We start from the raw sequence: 18,936 nt of genomic DNA on the forward strand, positions 1-18,936 counted from the left end.
TCTCCGATCACTTGACGGCACCCATCGACAGGCCCTGGACGAGCTTGTCCTGCGCTGCGAACCCGGCTGCGAGCACCGGTAGCGAGACGACGAACGACGCCGCGCAGACCTTCGCGAGGAAGAGGCCCTGGCTGGTCACGAACCCAGTCAAGAACACCGGCGCCGTTCCGGCAACGGTCCCGGTGAGGACGCGGGCGAGGAGCAGCTCGTTCCAGCTGAAGATGAAGCAGATGAGGGCGGCGGCCGCGATGCCCGGCATGACGACCGGCGCGATGACCTTGCGCAGCGTCGTCATGAGCGACGCGCCGTCGACCTGGGCGGCCTCGAGCATCTCGACCGGGACCTCGGCGAGGAAGGAGCGCAGCATCCACACGGCGATCGGGAGGTTCATCGACGTATACAGGATGATGAGCAGCCAGATGTTGTCGAGCAGGTTGACCTTCTGTGCGAACAGATAGATCGGCAGGATGCCTGCGACGATCGGCAGCATCTTGGTCGACAGGAAGAAGAAGAGGACGTCGGTCCACTTCTTCACCGGACGGATCGACAGCGCGTACGCCGCCGGGAAAGCGAGCAGCAGCACGAGGATCGTCGAGACGACGCTGGCGGTGAGCGAGTTCGCCAGCGGCGGCCACGGCCCCGCGTCGAAGAACGCCTTGTAGCCGTCGAGGCTGAGCGGGGCGAAGAGGCTCGGCGGGTTGGTCGCCGCGTCCTCCTCCTTGTGGAAGGAGGTGAGGATCATCCATGCGACGGGCAGGGCGAAGAGCAGCCCGCAGAGCCACGCGGCGAGCGTGAGCAGGATGTGCGACTTCGGGTCCTTGTGGTGGTTGATGGCCTGGGGCTCGCGGTTCGGGTCGGCCACCTCGGCACCGTCCTCGAACGTCCGGTCGGTCGTGCTGCTCATCGTCCCTCCTCCTTGAACAGGCTGAATGCGGTTCGCAACGCGGCGGTCGCGATGAGGATCGTGCCGATGACGACGACGACGCCTGCGGCAGAGGCGCGTCCGTAGTCCTGGGCGGTGTAGAAGGTCTGGTAGATGAAGTACGGCAGGTTCGCCGTCCCGAGGCCACCGGACGTGATGGTGAAGACGTGGTCGAAGTTCTGCACAACGTAGATCGCGCCGAGCAGACCGCTGAGCTCGATGTACTGGCGCATGTGCGGGAGCGTCATGCTCTTGAAGATCTGCCATGAGCTGGCACCGTCGATCCGGGCGGCCTCGACGACGTCGAGCGGCCGGGACTGCAGGCCCGCCAGCAGGATGAGCATCATGAACGGCGTCCACTGCCAGACGAGAGCCGCGACGATCGAGATGAGCGGGTTGTTGCTGATCCAGTCGGGCTGGGGCGCGTCGTCACCGAACACCGCCTTGAGCGTGCCGTTGAGCAGGCCGTACTCGGGGTTGTAGAGCGCGTGCTTCCAGAGCAGCGCGGCCGCGACGGGCACGACGAGGAACGGCGTGATCATCAGGGTGCGCACGATGCCCCGGCCCATGAACTTCCGGTCGAGCAGCAGCGCGATGAGCATGCCCAGCACGAGGCTGATGCCGACGACGAGCACTGTGAGCAGGATCGTCACGAAGACGGCGCTGCGGGTGTTGCTGTCGGTGAAGACCCGCGCGAAGTTGTCGAACCCCGCGAATCCCCGCTCGTCCGGGTAGTAGGCGTTCCAGTTCATGAACGACACGACGAGCGTCGCGACGAACGGGAGCTGGGTGAGGACGATGACGAAGATCAGGGCGGGCAGCAGGGGCGCCCGTCGCGACCAGTCTCCGGCCTTGGCGAGCCGCGTGGCGCGGGCCGTGTTCTCGCCCTCGGTCCGTCCGCGAGGCGCACCCGACTCCTCGGCGGGACCGTCCGGCATACCGGGTTCCCTGGTCTGCGAGACGTCGGAACTCATGACCCGCTCCTCTTCTGGTAGCGCTCGGCGACGTCCTCGGCGAGCTCCTGCCCCTTGTCGAGCGCCTCCTTGACCGTCGTCTGCCCGGCGATGGCCGAGCTGACGTCCTGGCTCACCTGGGTGCCGAGGTCCGGGAACTCGGGGATGTCGACGAACTGGATGCCGATGGCCGGCCGCGGCTGGGCGCCGGGGTTGGTCGGGTCGGCGGCCTCGATGGCCGACCTCGTCGGCTCCGCGAACGCCTTGGCGACCTCGAGGTACTGCGGGTTCTCGTAGGTCGAGGCGCGCTTGCCGGCGGGGACACGGGTCCAGCCGAGCTCCTGCCCGACGAGCTCCTCGTACTCCTTGCTCGACGCCCACGAGATGAACTTCCAGGCGTTGTCCTTCTTCTCGCTCGCCTGCTGGATGCTCCACGACCACGCGTAGAGCCAGCCGGAGGAGTCGGTCTTGACCACCGGAGCGGGCGCGTAGCCGAACTTGCCCTTGGTGGGGGAGTCGTCGGCCTCGAGCGAACCTGCGGCCGACGTCGCGTCGTACCACATGGCCACGTTGCCCTGGACGAGGTTGTTGAGGCACTCGGTGAAGCCGGCCTGGGGGGCGCCGTTCTCGCCGTGCTCGCGGACGAGGTCGACGTAGAACTGCACCGCCTCGGTGAACTCGGGCGCGTTGACCTTCGGCGTCCAGTCCTCCTCGAACCACGTGCCGCCGAAGGTGTTGACAACGGTCGTGAGCGGGGCGAAGAGCTGGCCCCAACCCGGCTGGCCGCGCAGGCAGATCCCCTTCATGCCCGGCTCGGCGCCGTCGACCTTGGCCGCGATGTCCGCGACCTCCTGCCACGTCGGCTTCTCGGGCATCGTCACGCCCTTGGCCGCGAGGACGTCCTTGCGGTACATGAGGAACGAGCTCTCGCCGTAGAACGGCTGGCCGTAGATCTTGCCCTCGCTCGACAGCGAGGTGGTCATCGGCTTGAGGATGTCGTCCTGGTCGAACGCCGTGTCCTTGGCGATGAAGTCGTCCATCGGCGCGATCCACTTGGCCTTAGCGTAGATCGGGATCTCGAAGTTCGACAGCGTGGCCACGTCGTACTGCCCGGCCTGGCTCGAGAACTCCTGGCTGATCTTGTCGCGCACGTCGTTCTCGGGAAGGACCGTGAAGTTGACCCGGATGCCCGTCTCGGCGGTGAAATGCTTGGCGGTGAGCTGCTGCAGGTCGACCATCTGCGGGTTGTTGACCATGAGGACGTCGATCGAGTCGGCGCCTCCACCGCCGACGCTGCCGCCGCCCCATCCGGCGCAACCGGTGAGCCCGACGGAGAGGGCGGCGGCGCTCGCGACGGCGAGGATGCGCCCCCGACGGCGACGATGTCGCGTGCGCCGTGGTGCTGCGTTGTCGTTCGGCTCCAGTGGCGATCCGGTGGGGGGCATCGTTGCCTCGTTCTCGTCGTCTGCTCTGGTCTGGCTGTCTGCGGTTTCGCTGCGCTCCGCTCATATGAGCGCGTATGGTGCACACATGAGCCTGTCCGACCCGCGGCGCCGTGTCAACAGGTCACCTCGTGACCGAGACGGCGGCGGCGTGCCCGAGGATGTGCGCCGTGCCTGAAGCCCTCGGTCCCTCGGAGGCCGTCCTCGCGGCGGCTGTCGCCCGCCGCCACCTCATCGACGGCGAGTCCAAGGTGGACCTCGCCACCTCGCTCGGCATCAGCCGGTTCAAGGTCGCCCGGCTCCTCGAGGCCGCCCGCGAGAGCGGGATGGTGAGGATCGAGATCGTCTCGCCGCTCGGCATCGACACCGACCGCTCGGCGGCGCTGCGCGAGGCCCTCGGGCTCGAGCACTGCGTCGTCGTCCCGGGGTCGGGACCGCAGGCGAACCCCGGTGTCTCGGCAGCCGCCGCCGCCCTCCTCAGCGAGGTCGTCAGCGACCGCGACGTGCTGGGTCTGCCGTGGAGCCGGTCGGTAAGCCGAATGGTCGACGCCCTCGAGACGCTGCCGGTGATCCCCGTCGTCCAGCTCAGTGGCGCGATGGTCACCCCCGAGGAGGACAGCAGCTCGGTCGACGTCGTCCGCCGCGCCGCCCGCATCGCCGGCGGTGGCCGGCACGTCTTCTACTCGCCGTTGCTGCTCGACGACGCCGCCAGTGCCGAGGTCATGCGGCGCCAGCCGCCGGTGCGCGAGGCGCTCGACCGCGTCGACGACGTCACCCTCGCGGTCATCGGCCTCGGAGCCTGGACTGCCGGGACCTCGACGATCCACGACGTCCTCAGCGCCAAGGAACGCACGGCGGTCACGAGGTCCGGTGCGGTCGGGGAGGCGGCGGGTGTCTTCTTCGACGCCGACGGCGAGATCGTCGACACCCCGCTCACCGCCCGGATCGTCGGGCTCACCGGACCGCAGCTGCAGGGCATCCGGCACGTCATCGGCATCGCCCACGGGGACGACAAGGTCGAGGCCATCGCCGCCGCCGTGAGGGGCGAGCTCATCGACTCGCTCGTGACGACCGCAGACACCGCCGACGCCCTGCTCGACACAGCAGAGTGATGTGAGTGACCGGGGCCGCCCGTCACCGCTTCAGAAGGGGATGACGTCGGGCCGGGGTTCGCGTGGTGGTGGGTCGTAGGTGAAGCCCTGAGGCCAGTAACGATCGATGGAGAAGTGCGTCCGGTTGAGGCCGTCGTGACCGCGTCCGGAGCGATGCATGCGGTGCGAGTGGTCGATCGGTTCGATGAGGTCGTCCTCGAGGAGGCTGAGGTCGATGTGTCGCGTCTGCGGTGGTGATGGCTGCGGCGGTCGGTCGGGGCTGCGGGGCGTGGTGGCGCCGAGGTGGAGGTGGTCGATGGCGGAGGTCGTCGAGCGCACAGCGGTGGGGTCGGTCCAGTCGACGGTGCCATCGGGGTGGAGGCGCGCGGTCCATCCGTCGCGTTGCTTGATGCGGTGGTGGCGCCGGCACAGGGCGATGAGGTTGGTGGGGTGGGTGGGTCCGGTGGGCCAGGGTCGGACGTGGTCGAGGTCGCACTGGCGGGCGGGGGTGGCGCAGCCGGGGAAGCGGCACCGCCCGTCGCGGAGCCTGACGAAGCGGACCATGGCGGCGGGGATGCGATAGGTCCCGGTGTCGGTGGTGGAGGTGCCGGTGAGGTCGCGTCCGGGGGCGAGCCCGGCGGGGACGTCGCCGCCGACCAGGGCACCGGTGGCGGGGTGGCAGGTCAGCCCCGTCGTTGCTCCGTGAGTGCCGGATGCGGCGCGGGCGAGCCAGCGGGCCGGGACGAACGTGGTGCCGGGGGTGTCGAGCCCGCCGACCTCGCACCAGCCCTGCATGTCACGACCAGCACTGGCGTCACGTGAGGTGCCGCCGAGCGCCGTCGCCGCGGATTCCGGCTCGGTGTCTCGGGCGCGGGTGGCGTGGACGACGACACGCACGTCGGCGTGGTCGAGGACGAGCTGGGTCAGGGCGTCGGCGCGGGCCTGGGTGAGGTTGTCCGCGTTGCCCTCACGCACGATCTGGCGGGCGCGTTCGGTGATCGCGGACCAGGCGAGGCGGGCGGGTCCGGTGGGCAGGTCGGCGCGCCACTGGTCGGTGCCGTGCTCACCGGTGGTGCGGGTCAGCCCACGCCGCTCGTGGGCGCGTTCGGCCTCGTCGGCCACGGCGTCGGGGAAGAGCCGGGCGACGGTCCGGGCCACGAACCGGCGCAGCGGCCCGACCGTCAACCCCTGCCAGTGCGGGCGGATCGCGTCGACCACGGCCGCGGCGTGGTCAGCGGGCAGGAGGTCGGTCTCCTCGGTGACGACCGCGGCCCGTCTCTGGTCGAGCTCTCCGGCAGCCATGGCGTGGACCACGGCCGGGGTGCGGGTCAGCTGGTGGATCGCGTCGGTCACCCGGTTGGTCGCGACGTGTGTGGAGACGCCCAGGCGGGGTGCGGCGAGCTCGGGGGCGTCGAGGCGCTGGTGACCCAGGCCGTGGTGGACCTCGACCTGCGTGCCGTCCTCCTGCCGCACCGGGTCGATCGCCGACAGGTGCGCGAGCGCGACCGCCTGGCGTGCGCAGGCGGCGTCGATGTCGCGCTGGGCCTCCTCGATGACGTCGAGGAGCTCCTCGGTGGTGAGGGTGTGCGCGCTACCCAGCAGGACGGCATACGCGCCCTGGCGGGCGTCGGTGGCGGTGCTGGGGTCCATGACCACACGCTACCCGAACAGGTGTTCGAAAGCAAGAATCAAGCGCGCGAATTCGGTTCTGCCGCAAGCAAACACGCAGCGCGTACCTGAGGAGTTGTCATCGGATCCGCACCCGACGCCACCGGGCACGTAGCATCGGGCGCGTGAGTCCCGAGACCGTCCGCTGCTCCAACCTCTCGCGTGAGAGCGGCGAGCCGATGCTCGGCTCCGCCCCCGTCGCCCGCCGCTGGCTGCTCATCGAGCACCCCGGGCCGTGGGCCAGGAACCACCTCGACACCCCGCCGCTCTCGGGAGCCCTCGCCGACGTCATCGACACCGGCTGCGCCGAGCTCCAGGGCCGCTCGCTCCTCGTCCGTCGTCACGGGCGTCGCGCTGCCGGCGAGGCACCCTCCTGGTATGCCGTCGACTCGGCCCGCGGGACCTGGGTCACCGGCACGTGGCGCACGAGCGAGGACCTCCGGGCCGCCGTCGCCGCGATGGGGGCGCCGCTCACCCAGTCGGAGACCCTCGCCGAGCCGATGCTGCTCGTCTGCACGCAGGGCACCCGCGACGCGTGCTGCGCCCTGCGCGGCCGGCCGATCACCGCGGCCCTGGCCAAGGTGTGGCCCGACGAGGTCTGGGAGTGCACCCACCTCAGCGGCCACCGGTTCGCCGGCACGTTCCTCTCCATGCCCGACGGCACCTGCTACGGCGGCGTCGACATGGCCGGCGCCGTCGACATCGTCCGGGCCCACCGCGCGGGCGAGGTCGACACGGCACACCTTCGCGGCGTCTCCCGCTTCTCGCCGGCGGTCCAGGCGGCGACTGGCTCGGTCCTCGCCGAGCACGGACCCGCGTCCGTGACCGCCGCCCGCCCCGGCGCGGTCGAGGTCGTCTCCGAGACCGTCACCCGGGTCGAGGTCATCGGCGACGACCCGCTGCCCGACACGACGTGGGTCGAGGTCACCGCCGAGGCGCTCGAGCCGGCGCCGCTGTCGTGCGGCAAGGGCCCGGGTGACCACACGGCATACCGGACCGCGGTCGTGCCGGCGCCCTACTGACCGACCGGACCACTCGACGGGGTGGCGCGCACCGCCAGGTCGGGGCAGGGTGAGCCCATGACTCCTCCGGCGCCGTCGGCGCTCCCTGCGAACCCCGCCACCGACCGCTACCGGGCAGCGCGTGACCAGATCCTCGGGTGGCGCGGCAACCACGAGGACGCCGTGCGGGAGTTCGTGTGGCCCGACCTCGGCGAGCGGTTCAACTGGGCGGTCGACTGGTTCGACGTCATCGCCCGCGGCAACGACTCCACGGCGCTCGTCGTCGTCGAGGAGGACGGCTCGTCGATGGAGATCACATTCGACGCCATGGCCAACCGCTCCGACCGTGTGGGTCACTGGCTCGCCGAACGCGGTGTGGCACAGGGCGATCCGGTCATCCTCATGCTCGACAACCAGGTCGAGCTCTGGGACTGCATGCTCGCCGTGATGAAGCTCGGCGCCGTCATCATGCCGACGACCTCCGCGGCCGGGGCGAGCGACCTCGAGGACCGCGTGTCCCGCGGCGGTGCGCGGCACGTCATCACCAACGCCTCCCAGGTCGACAAGCTCGCCGGCGTCCCGGGGGACATCACCCGGATCAGCGTCGGTCCCGCGGACGGCTGGCACGACCTGCGTGATGCGTATGCCGTCGACTCACCTCCGCTGCCCCACCCCGGGACCGCGCCGGCCGACCCGGTGCTCCTCTACTTCACGTCGGGCACGACGAGCCGACCCAAGCTCGTCGAGCACACGCAGGTGTCGTACCCCCTCGGCCACCTGTCGACGGTGTTCTGGCTCGGGCTCCAGCCGGGCGACGTCCACCTCAACATCAGCTCTCCGGGTTGGGCCAAGCACGCGTGGTCGTGCTTCTTCGCGCCGTGGATCGCCGAGGCGACGATTCTCGTCTACAACTACGCACGGTTCGACGCACCGGCGCTGCTCGACGTCCTGCGCGAGCACGAGGTGACGACGTTCTGCGCTCCGCCCACGGTGTGGCGCATGCTCATCAACGCCGACCTGTCCGACGGTCCGGGGTCGCTGCGGGAGGTCATCGGCGCCGGTGAGCCGCTCAACCCCGAGGTCATCGCCCAGGTGCAGGACAAGTGGGGGTTGCCGCTGCGCGACGGCTACGGCCAGACCGAGATGACCGCCGCGATCGGCAACACCCCCGGGTCGCGGCTCAAGCCGGGCTCGATGGGCCGGCCCCTGCCCGGGTGTCCGGTCGTGCTCGTCGACCCCGCGACCGGGGAGCGGGTCGTCGGTGCGGGGGAGGGAGAGCTGTGCCTCGACCTGTCGGCGTCACCGCTGCCGCTCATGACCGGCTACCAGGGTGACGCCGAGCGCAACGCCGAGGCCATGGCCGACGGTTTCTACCACACCGGCGACGTGGCGAGTATCGACGAGGACGGCTGGATCACCTACGTCGGGCGCACCGACGACGTGTTCAAGGCGAGCGACTACAAGATCAGCCCGTTCGAGCTCGAGTCGGTGCTCATCGAGCACCCCGCCGTCGCCGAGGCCGCGGTCGTGCCGGCGCCCGACGAGCTGCGCCTCGCCGTGCCCAAGGCCTACGTCGTGCTCGCTCCCGGGCACGAGCCCGACGAGGAGACGGCGCGCTCGATCCTCGCCTACGCGCGCGAGCACCTGCAGCCGTGGCAGCGGGTGCGGCGGCTCGAGTTCGGCGAGCTCCCCAAGACGATCTCGGGCAAGATCCGCAGGGTCGAGCTCCGGGGCCGCGAGGAGGAGCTCGCCGGTGGCGGGGTGGAGCGAGCCACCACTGAGTGGCGGGACGACATCCTCAGGACGGAGTGACCGTGGGGGTTGCGGTGGACGCCGACGTCGTCGTCGTCGGTGCGGGGCCGGCAGGTGCGGCCACCGCACTCGGTGCCCTCCACGAGGACCCGTCGCTGCGCGTGCTGCTCCTCGACCGCAGCGACTTCCCGCGCGACAAGTCCTGCGGTGACGGCATCGCACCACACGTCCTCACCGCGCTCGCGCAGGTCGGCGCGGAGGACGTCGTCGACGGTTGGGCGCCGCTCACCCGGCTCGAGCTCTCGCACGGTGACGTCCGCGTCGAGGGCGACATGGAGCGCGAGGTCCACGTCGTCCCGCGAGCGGTCCTCGATGCGCGGCTCGTCGAGCGGGCGGTGGCCGCCGGCGCAGAGCTCCGACGTCACCGGGTCACGTCCCTGACCACCGACCCGCTCGGCGTCTCCGGCGAGATCACGGCCGGGGTGGTCGTGGGGGCGGACGGTGCCCACTCCCTCGTGCGCGAACGGCTGATCGGCCGCCGCCGCGAGTCGCGCGCGCTCGCGATCCGGGGCTACGCGCCCGTGTCGTCGGCCCTGCGCGGGCGGCAGGTCATCCGCTACGGAGACCGCCGGCAGCCGTCCTACGCCTGGGCCTTCGACCGGGGCGACGGTCTCGCCAACGTCGGCTACGGCGAGCTCCTCCCCGGGGAGCGCTCCGGCCCGGGTGCCGCGGCGCCCCCGAGCCGCCGGCTCCTCCTCGACCAGCTCGAGCAGCTCATCCCCGGAGCCGCCGAGACCGGTGACGGCTGGCTCGGTCACCACCTGCCGCTGAGCACGTGGCGCTGGGACCAGCCCGACGGTCCGGTGCTCCTCGCGGGCGACGCCGCCGGCCTGGTCAACCCCATGACGGGCGAGGGGATCTACTACGCGGTCGCCACCGGCATCCTCGCCGGACGCACGGCGGCGCAGGCCGTGCGACTCGGCCGCCCCGGCGACGCCGGCGCGGTGCACCGCACGATGGTGCGGCGGCTGCTCGCTCGGCACCTGAGGCACACGTGGCTCGCGTCCCGGCTCGCGCAGTCGCCGCGAGTCGTCGACGCCGGGATCACCGCCGCCACCCGCGACCGCCGGGTCTTCGACACCCTCGTCGAGATCGGGCTTGGTGACGGGCTCATCGACCGCCCCCTGGCCCTCGGTCTCGTCACGGCGATCACTCGCTCGCGGTGGCCTTCGCCGGCACGGGGGTGAGGGTGAGCGAGCCGAGCGGGCCGGTGCCCGGTTCGGGTCGCTCGCAGGTGCGCTCGGGGTCGGTCGTCGTGTCGATGCGGCTTCCGTTGAGGAGGCTGACGTCGTCGTATGCCGGCCGCCCCTCGATGACGTTGCGGAACCGGTAGCGGGTCACCGACGTGAGCCGGCAGCTCTCGCCGAAGGTGAGCACGTCGAAGGCGGACGGTTGCCCGATGAGCTCCTCGCCGTCCTCCTCGCCGACGAAGTGGGTCAGCGGGCCCCCGCCGGTGAAGGTGCCGGCCTGGATCCGGTTGCCCTCGAGGTCCGGGGTGTGCATGTGGCCGTTGACCACGACATCGGCCTTCGGCACGTCCTGGACGGCCCACGGCTCGTGCGAGGCGAGCAGGTCGAGCGGGTCCTGGTCCTCGAACGCGGCGATGAACGCCTTCTTGGCCGGCTGCTGCTTGTCCTTGCTCCGTTTGCCGTCGTCGCCGAACCACCGCGGGTCGTTGAACCCCCCGATGCGTATGCCGCCCGTCTCGACGACCGTGTAGGTCTCGTCGTCGGGCTGGAGCAGGACGACGTTGGGCAGGGTCGCCATTCGATCGAGGAGCGCGCGGTCGGTCGCCGACGTGGCGTCGTGGTTGCCGCGGACGAAGAGGTAGGGCACGGGCACGGAGGCGATCCCGGCGAACATCGCCGACGCCTCGCCCTCGGTGACGGTGCCGAAGTTCACGAGGTCGCCGGTGTCGACGACGAGGTCGATGTCCTCCTCCTCGATGATGGTGCGCATCAGGGAGTACTGGTTGCCGGCGTGCAGGTCCGAGACGAGGAGCACGCGCAGGGCCGTGGGCTGGGCGAGCTCGGTGGGGGAGTACTTGTCCTGGAGCGAGGCGGACAGGGCGATGAGGTTGCGAAGGTAGGGCGAGACCTGCGCCGTGCGGGCCTCGACGTCGGAGAGCAGCGACTGGTTGCGCTGCACCGTGCCGAGGACGCCGGTCGAGGTGAACTCGTGCTGCCGCTCGGGCTGGTAGGTCTGCCAGACACCCAGGCCGGTCGCTGCGCAGGCGACGAGCCATGCGCTCGCGGCGCCGGCGAGGGCCCACCCGCCGGGTCGTCTCTGCTTGACGAGCGCGCGCACGAGCAGCCACATGCCGGCGACGACGAGGGCCCCGAGGGCGAAGCGGAGGCCGACGTCACGGGCCGCCTTGACGATCGCGGCGTTGAGCTCGAGCGGCCCGGGCTGCAGGCTCGACACGCTGATACCGGGCCGGCTGAGGAGGTCCGCGATCGACGCCTTGACCTGCGGCGTGGCTTCGATGCCGGGCGCGAGCCCGGTGAAGCCGACGTCGATGTCGCCGAAGAGGGTTCGCGCGACGAGCCGGGTGGAGTCGCGCGGGTCCATCGACAGCTGCACCTGTGCCGAGTAGTGCGTCGTCTGTGCGGTGGCGGGCGCGAGCCGCGTGGCCGCGACGCCGCCGGCGGCACAGCCGAGGGTGAGCACGGCGACCGTGAGCACCCGGCGCGCCCTCTTGCCGCCGACGCGGTGACCGAAGGCCCACCACGCCGCGACCGCCGTCGCCAGCGGCCAGAGTGCGAGCAGGGCGGCCACGATGCGCTCGTGGGCGCCGAACGGCATACCGGCTCTCGTTCCCAGCGGAAGCGTGGCCACGAGGACGAGCAGGACGACCGAGGCTGAACGAGCGACCGGGGGACGGAGCAGGGGCGTCGCGTCCGCATGGGCGGCGAACCACGGCCAGAGGGCGAGGAGGACGAAGCTCAGGGCGGCCACGGCGGTGTGCAGCGCGGAGCCGTCGGAGCGCGAGGGCAGGGGCACGAGGGCCACCGCGACGGTCGCGAGGCCGGCCGCACCGAGGATGAGCCGGCCGGGGCGCCGCATCCCTTGGAGGAGGACGGCGGAGCCGACGTGCGCGACACCGGTGAGGACGAGGGCGAGGGTCATGATCCAGCGGTGCGGCGTCTCGGAGGCGGCCAGGGCACTGATCGACTCGCGGACCGCGTCGTAGCCGTCGGGTTGCTCCATCGCCGCCCAGGTCCAGCCCCCGACGAGGGCGAGCACCGCGGTCGTGGAGGTCGCGAGGGCGCCGCGCACGTGTCCCGAGGTCGGTGGCGCCATGACCCAACCCTAGGCTGAACCGATGAGCGCACCCCTCGCCGGACTGCTTCCCGACCGCACCTTCCGCGGTGTGCTGTTCGACATGGACGGCACGCTCATCGACTCCACGGGCGCGGTGCTGAGGTCCTGGGTGCAGTGGGCGCAGGAGTACGGCGTGACGCGCGAGGCCCTCGCCGGGTCGCACGGGCGGACGAGCATCAACACGATCCGTGCGGTCATGGCCGACCGTCCCGAGGTGGAGCAACTGGAGGCCCACGCCCGCATCCGGGACCTCGAGCTCGCCGACACCGAGGGGGTCGTCGCCCTGGCCGGCGCTCGCGAGACCTTCGAGCTCCTCGACGAGCTCGGTGTGCCGCACGCCATCGTCACCTCGTGCGAGCGCGAGCTCGCCGGGGTCCGGATCGAGGCCGCCGGGCTGCCGCGTCCCACCGTGGTGGTCACGGCGACAGACGTCTCGCACGGCAAGCCGGGTCCCGAGCCCTACCTGCTGGGTGCGTCACGGGTCGGGCTCGAGCCGGGAGCATGCGTCGTCGTCGAGGACGCCACGGCAGGGCTCGTGTCGGGGCGCGCCGCCGGGGCGGGGGCGCTGGTCGCGGTGCTCGGGACGACGCCGGCGCAGGTGCTGGCCCCTGACGCCGACGTCGTCTACGAGAGCATCGCCTCCGTCCCCTGGCGCTCGCTGGTCGCCCGCGCCTAGGAGGTGCCGGTGCGCTTGGCGCGCTCGATCGTCACGCCGATCGCGGGTGCACCGTCCTGCTCGGTGCCCTCGGTGCCCGCGTCGATGCCGCCGGCGGCGATGGTGTCGAGGACCTTCATGCCCTCCTCGGTGACGTGGCCGAACACGGTGTAGTCCGGGCGCAGCCGCGAGTCGGCGTAGACGAGGAAGAACTGGCTGCCGTTGGTGTCGGGCCCGCCGTTGGCCATGGCGAGGGTGCCTCGCGGGTAGACCTTGCGGCTGCCATCGGGGAAGCCGGGCCAGTTCCCGAGGGCCTTTGCCGAGTCGAGCTCGTCCTTGAAGGAGTAGCCCGGGTCGCCCCACCCGGTCCCGAGCGGGTCACCGCACTGGAGGACCGAGAGCGCCGCAGGCGGAGTCGTGTATGCCGTGAGGCGGTGGCAGTCGGTGCCGTCGAAGTACTTCGTACGGGTGAGGAACTCGAAGCTGAGCACCGTGCAGGGTGCCTTGGCGCGCTCGAGGACGACGGGGATGTCGCCCTGGTTGGTCTGGAGGACGACGCCGGACGTGCCGCGGCTCGGGGTGCGGGCGGGGTCGTTCGGCAGCCCGACGAAGGTCGAGTAGGTCTGGTCCTCGAGCGGTGCGAACCCGCACGCCCCCTTCGTGGGCTGCGTCGGGACCTCGTTCGGTGGCGCGGCGAGGGCCGGGGCGGCGGTGAACGGCAGCGCGCTCGCGAGCAGTCCACCGGCGATGGCAAGGGCTGCGGAGCGGACGAGGGTTCGGGTCATCGTTGACCTCCTGTGAGGAGTGGGGGTGCTTGCGACGATAGGTGCGGCGCGCGGACGGCGCCTGTCGAGCGGGTGCTGACGGGTTCGGGCGACGGGTGGTACCGGCCGGTAGCGAGCAACTAGGGTCGGCGCATGGACGCTGACGCCCTTGTCGTCGGGGCCGGCCTCGCCGGTCTCGTCGCTGCCAACGAGCTCGCCGACGCCGGACGATCCGTCGTCCTCCTCGATCAGGAGAGCGAGGAGAACCTCGGCGGCCAGGCGTGGTGGAGCTTCGGCGGGCTGTTCCTCGTCGACAGCCCGGAGCAGCGGCGCATGGGCATCAAGGACAACCTCGACCTCGCCTGGCAGGACTGGGAGGGGACCGCCGGCTGGGACCGCGACGAGGACTTCTGGCCCCGCCAGTGGGGTCGCGCATACGTCGAGTGGGCCGCCGGTGAGAAGCGGGAGTGGTTGCGGCAGTACGGGATCAGCTTCTTCCCCGTCGTCGGGTGGGCCGAGCGAGGCGACGGTCGCGCCGGTGGCCACGGCAACTCGGTGCCGCGCTTCCACATCCCGTGGGGCACGGGCACCGGCGTGGTGTCACCCTTCATCGAGCGGGTCCGCGAGCACATCCGTGGCGGGCGCATCATCTACCGCCCGCGGCACCGGGTCGACGCTCTCGTCACGACCGGTGGCGCGGTGACCGGGGTGCGCGGATCGGTTCTCGCAGAGGACCGTTCAGCCCGTGGGGTCGCCTCCAACCGCGACGTCGTCGGCGACTTCGAGTTCGCCGCGCCGGCCGTCCTCGTCACGAGCGGCGGCATCGGCGGCAACCACGACCTCGTGCGCGCCAACTGGCCCGAGCGCCTCGGCGCAGCGCCCGAGCACATGATCACCGGCGTCCCGGCCTACGTCGACGGGCGCATGCTCGCCATCACCGAGGAGGCAGGCGGGACGGTCATCAACCGCGACCGCATGTGGCACTACGTCGAGGGCATCAACAACTGGGACCCGGTCTGGCCGCAGCACGCCATCCGCATCCTGCCCGGCCCGTCGTCGCTGTGGTTCGACGGCAACGGCGACCGGCTGCCCCCGCCGAACTTCCCCGGGTTCGACACCCTCGGCACGCTTTCGCACCTACGGACCACCGGCCACGACCACTCGTGGTTCGTCACCAACCGCACCCTCGTCGGCAAGGAGTTCGCGCTCTCGGGCAGCGAGCAGAACCTCGACCTCACCGACCGCAGCTATCGCGACATCGCCCGACGCCCCATCACGGCCGTGCAGCCCTCGATGCAGGCCTTCCTCGACCACGGCATCGACTTCGTCCAGGCCACGACGCTGCGCGAGCTCGTCACGAAGATGAACGAGCTCACCCCGGACGCGCCGGTCGACTTCGCGCACATCGAGCGGCAGGTGCTCGAGCGCGACCGCCAGGTCGAGAACGCCTTCACCAAGGACGCGCAGGTCGCGGCGATCCACGTCGCCCGGCAGTACCGCGGTGACAAGCTCACCAAGCGCGCCTTCCCGCCGCACCGGATCCTCGACCCCAAGCGCGGGCCGCTCGTGGCCGTGCGGCTCAACATCCTCACCCGCAAGTCGCTCGGCGGGCTCCAGACCAACCTCGACTCGCAGGTCATCGGCGCCGACGGCGAACCGGTCAAGGGCCTGTATGCCGCGGGAGAGGTCGCCGGGTTCGGTGGCGGTGGGGTGCACGGCTACCGCTCGCTCGAGGGCACCTTCGTCGGCGGCTGCCTCTTCTCCGGTCGCGCAGCGGGACGCGCGGCCGCGCGAGAGGCCCGCTGACCGGCATACGCGCCGTCAGAGGTTCATGCGGGCGGCGAGGGTGTCGCGCTTGTCCTCGAAGCGGGAGGCCTTGGTTTCGAGGTCGTCCATGAACGCCGAGAGCTCCAGCCGGGCCTGCTCGCCCTCGGCCGAGAGGTTCTCGACGTCCCAGACCTTCCAGAAGCGGAGCACCGGCGCGACGACGTCGTCGCGGTGCTGGCGCAGGTCGTAGATCCCGGCGACGGCCATCTCGACGGCCTTGCGCTGGAAGCCGGGGATGTCGGTGCCCGGCATGGCGAAGTTGAGGACGACGTCGCGGATCGCCATCATCGCCTGGCTCGGGTCGAGCTCGAGCGCGGCGCCGAGGAGGTTGCGGTAGAAGATCATGTGGAGGTTCTCGTCGGCCGCGATCCGCTGGAGCAGCTGGTCGGCCATCGGGTCGTCGGTGAACCGTCCGGTGTTGCGGTGCGAGACGCGGGTCGCGAGCTCCTGGAACGACACGTAGGCGAGCGAGTGGAGGAGCTCGCCGCTGTGCGCGGACTCGTAGCCCTGCGACATATGGGTCATCCGGAAGTCCTCAAGCGCCTTGGGGTCGACCATGCGCTTGACGAGCATGTAGTCGCGCATGGCGATGCCGTGGCGGCCCTCCTCGGCCGTCCAGCGGTGGACCCACTCGCCCCACGCGTCGTCGCGACCGAAGATCAGCGCGATCTCGTGGTGGTAGCTCGGGAGGTTGTCCTCGGTGAGCAGGTTGACGATGAGCGCCGAGCGGGCGACGTCGGAGATCGGCGCGTCGTCGGGGCTCCACGCGTCGCCCCCCATCAGGCCGTCGAAGTTGCGACCGTCGCTCCACGGGATGAACTCGTGCGGGTACCACTCCTTGGCGACACCGATGTGCCGGTTGAGGTTGGTCTCGACGACCTGGTTCATCTCGCGCAGAAGGTCGGTCTGGCTCCACGTCGTGGCGGTCATGGCGCCCAACCTACGCTCGCGTAGGTTGGGCGCGCCAGTTACTCGGCAGTTCGTTTTCGGGGCTTCCCGGCGTGCTCAGAGACGACCGACACGGCCTCCGCCGCCAGCCGCCCAGCACGCCCCGTCGCGGGTGCAGTCGAGGGTGTGGAAGGCCTCGGGGCTGAACTGGCGCCAGGTCCGGCCGTTGTCCGTCGACACGCTGCTGCCCCCGATCGCGCCACCCTGTCCCACGACGACGAGCCGGTGCCCGAGCCACGACACGTCCTCACCGAGGTGGGCCAGGTCGCCGGCGCCGCGCCAGGTCCGGCCGTTGGCGCTGCGGGCCACCGCGTCGGTGCCGTCGGCGGGCTCGGCGAAGTCGCCTCCGACCGCGATGCCCTGCCCGGGCGTGCGGAACGCGAGGGCGAACACGCCGGCCGCCTCACCGGCGGGGATCGTCGAGTCGGTCGCCGACCAGGAGTACCCGCCGTCGCGCGAGTGGAAGACGCGCGACTTCGCCCCGCCGGAGCCGAACCACGCGTCGCGGCCCGAGATCGTCAGGCAGTCACCGCTGGCCGAGAAGTTCGCCTCACCGGTCGAGTCGGGCATCCCGGCGTCGGGCAGCACCTGCCACGACCGGCCGCCGTCGCGCGTCGCGACGATCCGGAACCTGCCATGCACCGGGTCGCTCACCGCGAGGCCTCGCTGCCCGCCGGGGAAGAAGTCCATGCAGTTGTAGAAGGCGGTGGGCTCGTCGTTGCGGAACGTCTCGGTCCACGAGCGCCCGCCGTCGGTGGTGCGGTAGATCCGCGACGCCTCACCCTCGCCGATGGCGAGGACCGTGGCGGTGCGGGCGTCGACGGCCTCGACGTCGCGGAAATTGAGCCCGGTGCTCCCAGGAGGGCTGACATCCACCCACGACGACCCTGCGTTCGTCGTCCGGTAGACCTTGGCCGCGCCACCGCTCACGCTGGCGCCGGTGACCCAGGCGGTGCGGTCGTCGACGGCGTCGAGGCCGCGGAAGCTCTGGTCGGCGTCGACCGTCGTCACGTCCCAGGCGAGGTTGCGCCCGTGGTGGGACGCGGACGGTGCGGACGGCGTGGCGGTCGCGACGGGTGCCGAGAGCGCGGCGGGGGCCGCGAGCGCGACGGGGGCCGAGAGCGCGACGAGCGCCACGGCATACAGGGGAGCGGTGAGGAGGCGGGGGAAGGTGCGCATGGATGGCACCCTGCCGCACCTTCGACGCCGGCGCTCGGCGAGCGACCCGGACTCAGAGGTACTGGCCGGTGCCCTCTCCCGGTCCGGTGTCGGCGGGGCGCGACGGGCCCCCGGGCATCGTGGGCATGCCCACCGGGCCGCCGGAGGAGCCGGGGTGCCCCTGCTCCGGGCCGTGACCCGGCGGCAGCTGACGCATCTGCTGGAGCTGGGCCTGGGCGGCCATCTGCTGGGCGACGAGCGCGGTCTGGATGCCGTGGAACAGGCCCTCGAGCCAGCCGACGAGCTGGGCCTGGGCGACGCGGAGCTCGGCGTCGGAGGGGGCCTCGTCGCTGCTGAACGGCAGCGCGATCCGCTCGAGCTCCTCGACCAGCTCGGGGGCGAGCCCCTCCTTGAGCTCGGCGATCGAGCGCTCGTGGACGTCGGCGAGCCGGGCGCGGCCCTTCTCGTCGAGCGGCGCGTTGCGCACCTCCTCGAGGAGCTGCTTGATCATCGAGCCGATCCGCATGACCTTGGCCGGCTGCTCGACGAGGTCGGCCGGGTTCTGGCTCGGCCTGCCCTCCTCGCGGTGCGCCACACCCATGCCCTCGGGCGTCACGACCACGACCTTGTCGTCGTCGATCGTCGCGGTGCCGTGGACCTCGCGCGACTCCTCGGCGGCGTCGGGCGTCTCGGCGGCGTCGGGCTGCTGGGGCGTCTGGCTCATGTCCGTCATCCTGCCCCACGAGCCCGACGGTGCACCGGGACGGCTCAGGCCGGTGGCGTCCACGACGGGTCGCGGCCGATGAAGCCGACGAGCTTGTCGGTGATGTCGGCGGTCTCGGGGACGTCGACGCGCGGGCCGTACTGACCCGACGCGCGCAGCATCTCGTCGTGCTCCTGCATCCCGCTGAACATCTGGTTGGCGAACTCCTCGTCCAGCCGGTCGGGCTGTCCCGTCGCCCGGGCGAGGTCCCAGGTGTGCAGGAAGACGTCGCTGACGTAGAACTGGTCGACCGCCTGCGGCAGCGGGATGTCGCCGATGTGCGGGTTGCTCAGCACCTTGGTCGCGGTGTCGGGGTCGTCGAGCAGCCCCTGCACCGCGTCGGCGTGGGTCGTCCACGCGGCGACCGGGTCGTCGTCGACGGACGGCCCCCTGTCGAGCGTCACCCCGGCGCCGGACTCGAGGAACGACGGGAACCACTCGACGAGGTGCCGGACGACGTCGCGCGCCGCCCACCCGTCGACCGGCGCCGGAGCGTCCCAGTCGTCGACGGCGCGGACGCGCTCGGTGAAGATGCCTGCGATCGCGCGGTGACGTCCGGCTGGGTCGTGGGGGAACGGCATACGACGGAGTCTGTCAGGGAACGGTGA

At 71.5% G+C, this 18,936-nt stretch carries 16 protein-coding genes; 6 read left to right on the plus strand and 10 right to left on the minus strand.

All coding sequences use genetic code 11. The features are described 5' to 3' along the window. Positions 1-7 precede the first annotated feature (7 nt). The 3 genes from ACSQ11_RS07050 to ACSQ11_RS07060 are packed head-to-tail and all read right to left on the minus strand — an operon-like array spanning position 8 to position 3,320. Complete coding sequence (locus ACSQ11_RS07050; protein WP_436004371.1) at positions 8-904, minus strand: carbohydrate ABC transporter permease; 897 nt, start codon at positions 902-904, stop codon at positions 8-10. Next, a complete protein-coding gene (locus tag ACSQ11_RS07055) occupies positions 901-1,896 on the minus strand; it encodes a carbohydrate ABC transporter permease (protein ID WP_436004373.1) in 996 nt (331 codons plus the stop codon). Before ACSQ11_RS07055 ends, ACSQ11_RS07050 begins: the two co-directional genes overlap by 4 nt. Beyond that, complete coding sequence (locus ACSQ11_RS07060; protein ID WP_436004375.1) at positions 1,893-3,320, minus strand: ABC transporter substrate-binding protein; 1,428 nt, start codon at positions 3,318-3,320, stop codon at positions 1,893-1,895. Before ACSQ11_RS07060 ends, ACSQ11_RS07055 begins: the two co-directional genes overlap by 4 nt. A gap of 167 nt (positions 3,321-3,487) precedes the next feature. On the opposite strand from ACSQ11_RS07060, the gene ACSQ11_RS07065 reads away from it, so the two are divergent. Beyond that, positions 3,488-4,429: a sugar-binding transcriptional regulator gene (locus ACSQ11_RS07065; RefSeq protein ID WP_436004377.1), complete on the plus strand. Its 942-nt coding sequence runs from the start codon at positions 3,488-3,490 to the stop codon at positions 4,427-4,429. A gap of 30 nt (positions 4,430-4,459) precedes the next feature. On the opposite strand, the gene ACSQ11_RS07070 is transcribed toward ACSQ11_RS07065, so the two are convergent. After that, complete coding sequence (locus ACSQ11_RS07070; protein ID WP_436004379.1) at positions 4,460-6,058, minus strand: DUF222 domain-containing protein; 1,599 nt, start codon at positions 6,056-6,058, stop codon at positions 4,460-4,462. Positions 6,059-6,201: 143 nt separating this feature from the next. Here ACSQ11_RS07070 and ACSQ11_RS07075 point away from each other — a divergent pair, with 143 nt between their 5' ends. From ACSQ11_RS07075 to ACSQ11_RS07085, 3 genes are read left to right on the plus strand one after another with little or no spacing between them, the layout of a single operon-like run. Further along, positions 6,202-7,098 carry a sucrase ferredoxin gene (locus ACSQ11_RS07075; RefSeq protein WP_436004381.1) on the plus strand — a complete coding sequence of 299 codons (897 nt, stop codon included), beginning with the start codon at positions 6,202-6,204 and terminating at the stop codon, positions 7,096-7,098. 57 nt (positions 7,099-7,155) lie between these two features. Continuing rightward, on the plus strand, positions 7,156-8,889 hold the full coding sequence (locus ACSQ11_RS07080) for an AMP-binding protein (protein ID WP_436004383.1): 1,734 nt from the start codon (positions 7,156-7,158) through the stop codon (positions 8,887-8,889). Between the two features lie 2 nt (positions 8,890-8,891). After that, positions 8,892-10,076 carry an NAD(P)/FAD-dependent oxidoreductase gene (locus tag ACSQ11_RS07085; protein ID WP_436004385.1) on the plus strand — a complete coding sequence of 395 codons (1,185 nt, stop codon included), beginning with the start codon at positions 8,892-8,894 and terminating at the stop codon, positions 10,074-10,076. Here ACSQ11_RS07085 and ACSQ11_RS07090 read toward each other — a convergent pair. Then, positions 10,039-12,192, minus strand: coding sequence for a DUF998 domain-containing protein (locus ACSQ11_RS07090; protein WP_436004387.1), 2,154 nt, complete (start codon positions 12,190-12,192; stop codon positions 10,039-10,041). The two genes, ACSQ11_RS07085 and ACSQ11_RS07090, sit on opposite strands and share 38 nt — an antisense overlap. A gap of 22 nt (positions 12,193-12,214) precedes the next feature. Here ACSQ11_RS07090 and ACSQ11_RS07095 point away from each other — a divergent pair, with 22 nt between their 5' ends. Further along, positions 12,215-12,889 (plus strand): HAD-IA family hydrolase, encoded by a 675-nt coding sequence (locus ACSQ11_RS07095; protein WP_436004389.1) that lies wholly within the window; start codon positions 12,215-12,217, stop codon positions 12,887-12,889. On the opposite strand, the gene ACSQ11_RS07100 is transcribed toward ACSQ11_RS07095, so the two are convergent. After that, positions 12,886-13,653, minus strand: a complete 768-nt coding sequence (locus ACSQ11_RS07100; RefSeq protein ID WP_436004391.1) for a peptidylprolyl isomerase — start codon at positions 13,651-13,653, stop codon at positions 12,886-12,888. The genes ACSQ11_RS07095 and ACSQ11_RS07100 overlap by 4 nt on opposite strands. Before the next feature lie 132 nt (positions 13,654-13,785). Here ACSQ11_RS07100 and ACSQ11_RS07105 point away from each other — a divergent pair, with 132 nt between their 5' ends. Beyond that, positions 13,786-15,438 (plus strand): FAD-binding dehydrogenase, encoded by a 1,653-nt coding sequence (locus tag ACSQ11_RS07105; protein WP_436004393.1) that lies wholly within the window; start codon positions 13,786-13,788, stop codon positions 15,436-15,438. A 15-nt stretch (positions 15,439-15,453) separates the two neighbouring features. Here the strand turns inward: ACSQ11_RS07105 and ACSQ11_RS07110 are convergent, their stop codons facing one another. From ACSQ11_RS07110 to ACSQ11_RS07125, 4 genes are all read right to left on the minus strand, one after another. Beyond that, positions 15,454-16,389 carry an acyl-ACP desaturase gene (locus ACSQ11_RS07110; protein ID WP_436004395.1) on the minus strand — a complete coding sequence of 312 codons (936 nt, stop codon included), beginning with the start codon at positions 16,387-16,389 and terminating at the stop codon, positions 15,454-15,456. Positions 16,390-16,464: 75 nt separating this feature from the next. After that, on the minus strand, positions 16,465-17,586 hold the full coding sequence (locus tag ACSQ11_RS07115) for a WD40/YVTN/BNR-like repeat-containing protein (protein WP_436004397.1): 1,122 nt from the start codon (positions 17,584-17,586) through the stop codon (positions 16,465-16,467). A gap of 52 nt (positions 17,587-17,638) precedes the next feature. Further along, the gene (locus ACSQ11_RS07120) at positions 17,639-18,298 is read right to left on the minus strand and encodes a bacterial proteasome activator family protein (RefSeq protein ID WP_436004399.1); all 660 of its coding nucleotides are present in this window, start codon (positions 18,296-18,298) and stop codon (positions 17,639-17,641) included. Positions 18,299-18,333: 35 nt separating this feature from the next. Then, positions 18,334-18,909, minus strand: a complete 576-nt coding sequence (locus tag ACSQ11_RS07125; RefSeq protein WP_436004401.1) for a TIGR03086 family metal-binding protein — start codon at positions 18,907-18,909, stop codon at positions 18,334-18,336. Between the last annotated feature and the right edge of the window lie 27 nt (positions 18,910-18,936).

The sequence above is a fragment of the Knoellia sp. LjRoot47 genome (genome assembly GCF_964253435.1).
In the GTDB taxonomy this organism is placed as follows: Bacteria; Actinomycetota; Actinomycetes; order Actinomycetales; family Dermatophilaceae; genus Knoellia.

Excerpts from the sequence above, each read along its gene's own strand:
- ACSQ11_RS07105 (WP_436004393.1), top strand. The coding sequence starts at position 13,786 with ATGGACGCTGACGCCCTTGTCGTCGGGGCCGGCCTCGCCGGTCTCGTC.
- ACSQ11_RS07050 (WP_436004371.1), bottom strand. The coding sequence starts at position 904 with ATGAGCAGCACGACCGACCGGACGTTCGAGGACGGTGCCGAGGTGGCC.
- ACSQ11_RS07095 (WP_436004389.1), top strand. The coding sequence starts at position 12,215 with ATGAGCGCACCCCTCGCCGGACTGCTTCCCGACCGCACCTTCCGCGGT.
- ACSQ11_RS07060 (WP_436004375.1), bottom strand. The coding sequence starts at position 3,320 with ATGCCCCCCACCGGATCGCCACTGGAGCCGAACGACAACGCAGCACCA.
- ACSQ11_RS07100 (WP_436004391.1), bottom strand. The coding sequence starts at position 13,653 with ATGACCCGAACCCTCGTCCGCTCCGCAGCCCTTGCCATCGCCGGTGGA.
- ACSQ11_RS07120 (WP_436004399.1), bottom strand. The coding sequence starts at position 18,298 with ATGACGGACATGAGCCAGACGCCCCAGCAGCCCGACGCCGCCGAGACG.
- ACSQ11_RS07110 (WP_436004395.1), bottom strand. The coding sequence starts at position 16,389 with ATGACCGCCACGACGTGGAGCCAGACCGACCTTCTGCGCGAGATGAAC.
- ACSQ11_RS07090 (WP_436004387.1), bottom strand. The coding sequence starts at position 12,192 with ATGGCGCCACCGACCTCGGGACACGTGCGCGGCGCCCTCGCGACCTCC.
- ACSQ11_RS07115 (WP_436004397.1), bottom strand. The coding sequence starts at position 17,586 with ATGCGCACCTTCCCCCGCCTCCTCACCGCTCCCCTGTATGCCGTGGCG.
- ACSQ11_RS07070 (WP_436004379.1), bottom strand. The coding sequence starts at position 6,058 with ATGGACCCCAGCACCGCCACCGACGCCCGCCAGGGCGCGTATGCCGTC.
- ACSQ11_RS07055 (WP_436004373.1), bottom strand. The coding sequence starts at position 1,896 with ATGAGTTCCGACGTCTCGCAGACCAGGGAACCCGGTATGCCGGACGGT.
- ACSQ11_RS07080 (WP_436004383.1), top strand. The coding sequence starts at position 7,156 with ATGACTCCTCCGGCGCCGTCGGCGCTCCCTGCGAACCCCGCCACCGAC.
- ACSQ11_RS07125 (WP_436004401.1), bottom strand. The coding sequence starts at position 18,909 with ATGCCGTTCCCCCACGACCCAGCCGGACGTCACCGCGCGATCGCAGGC.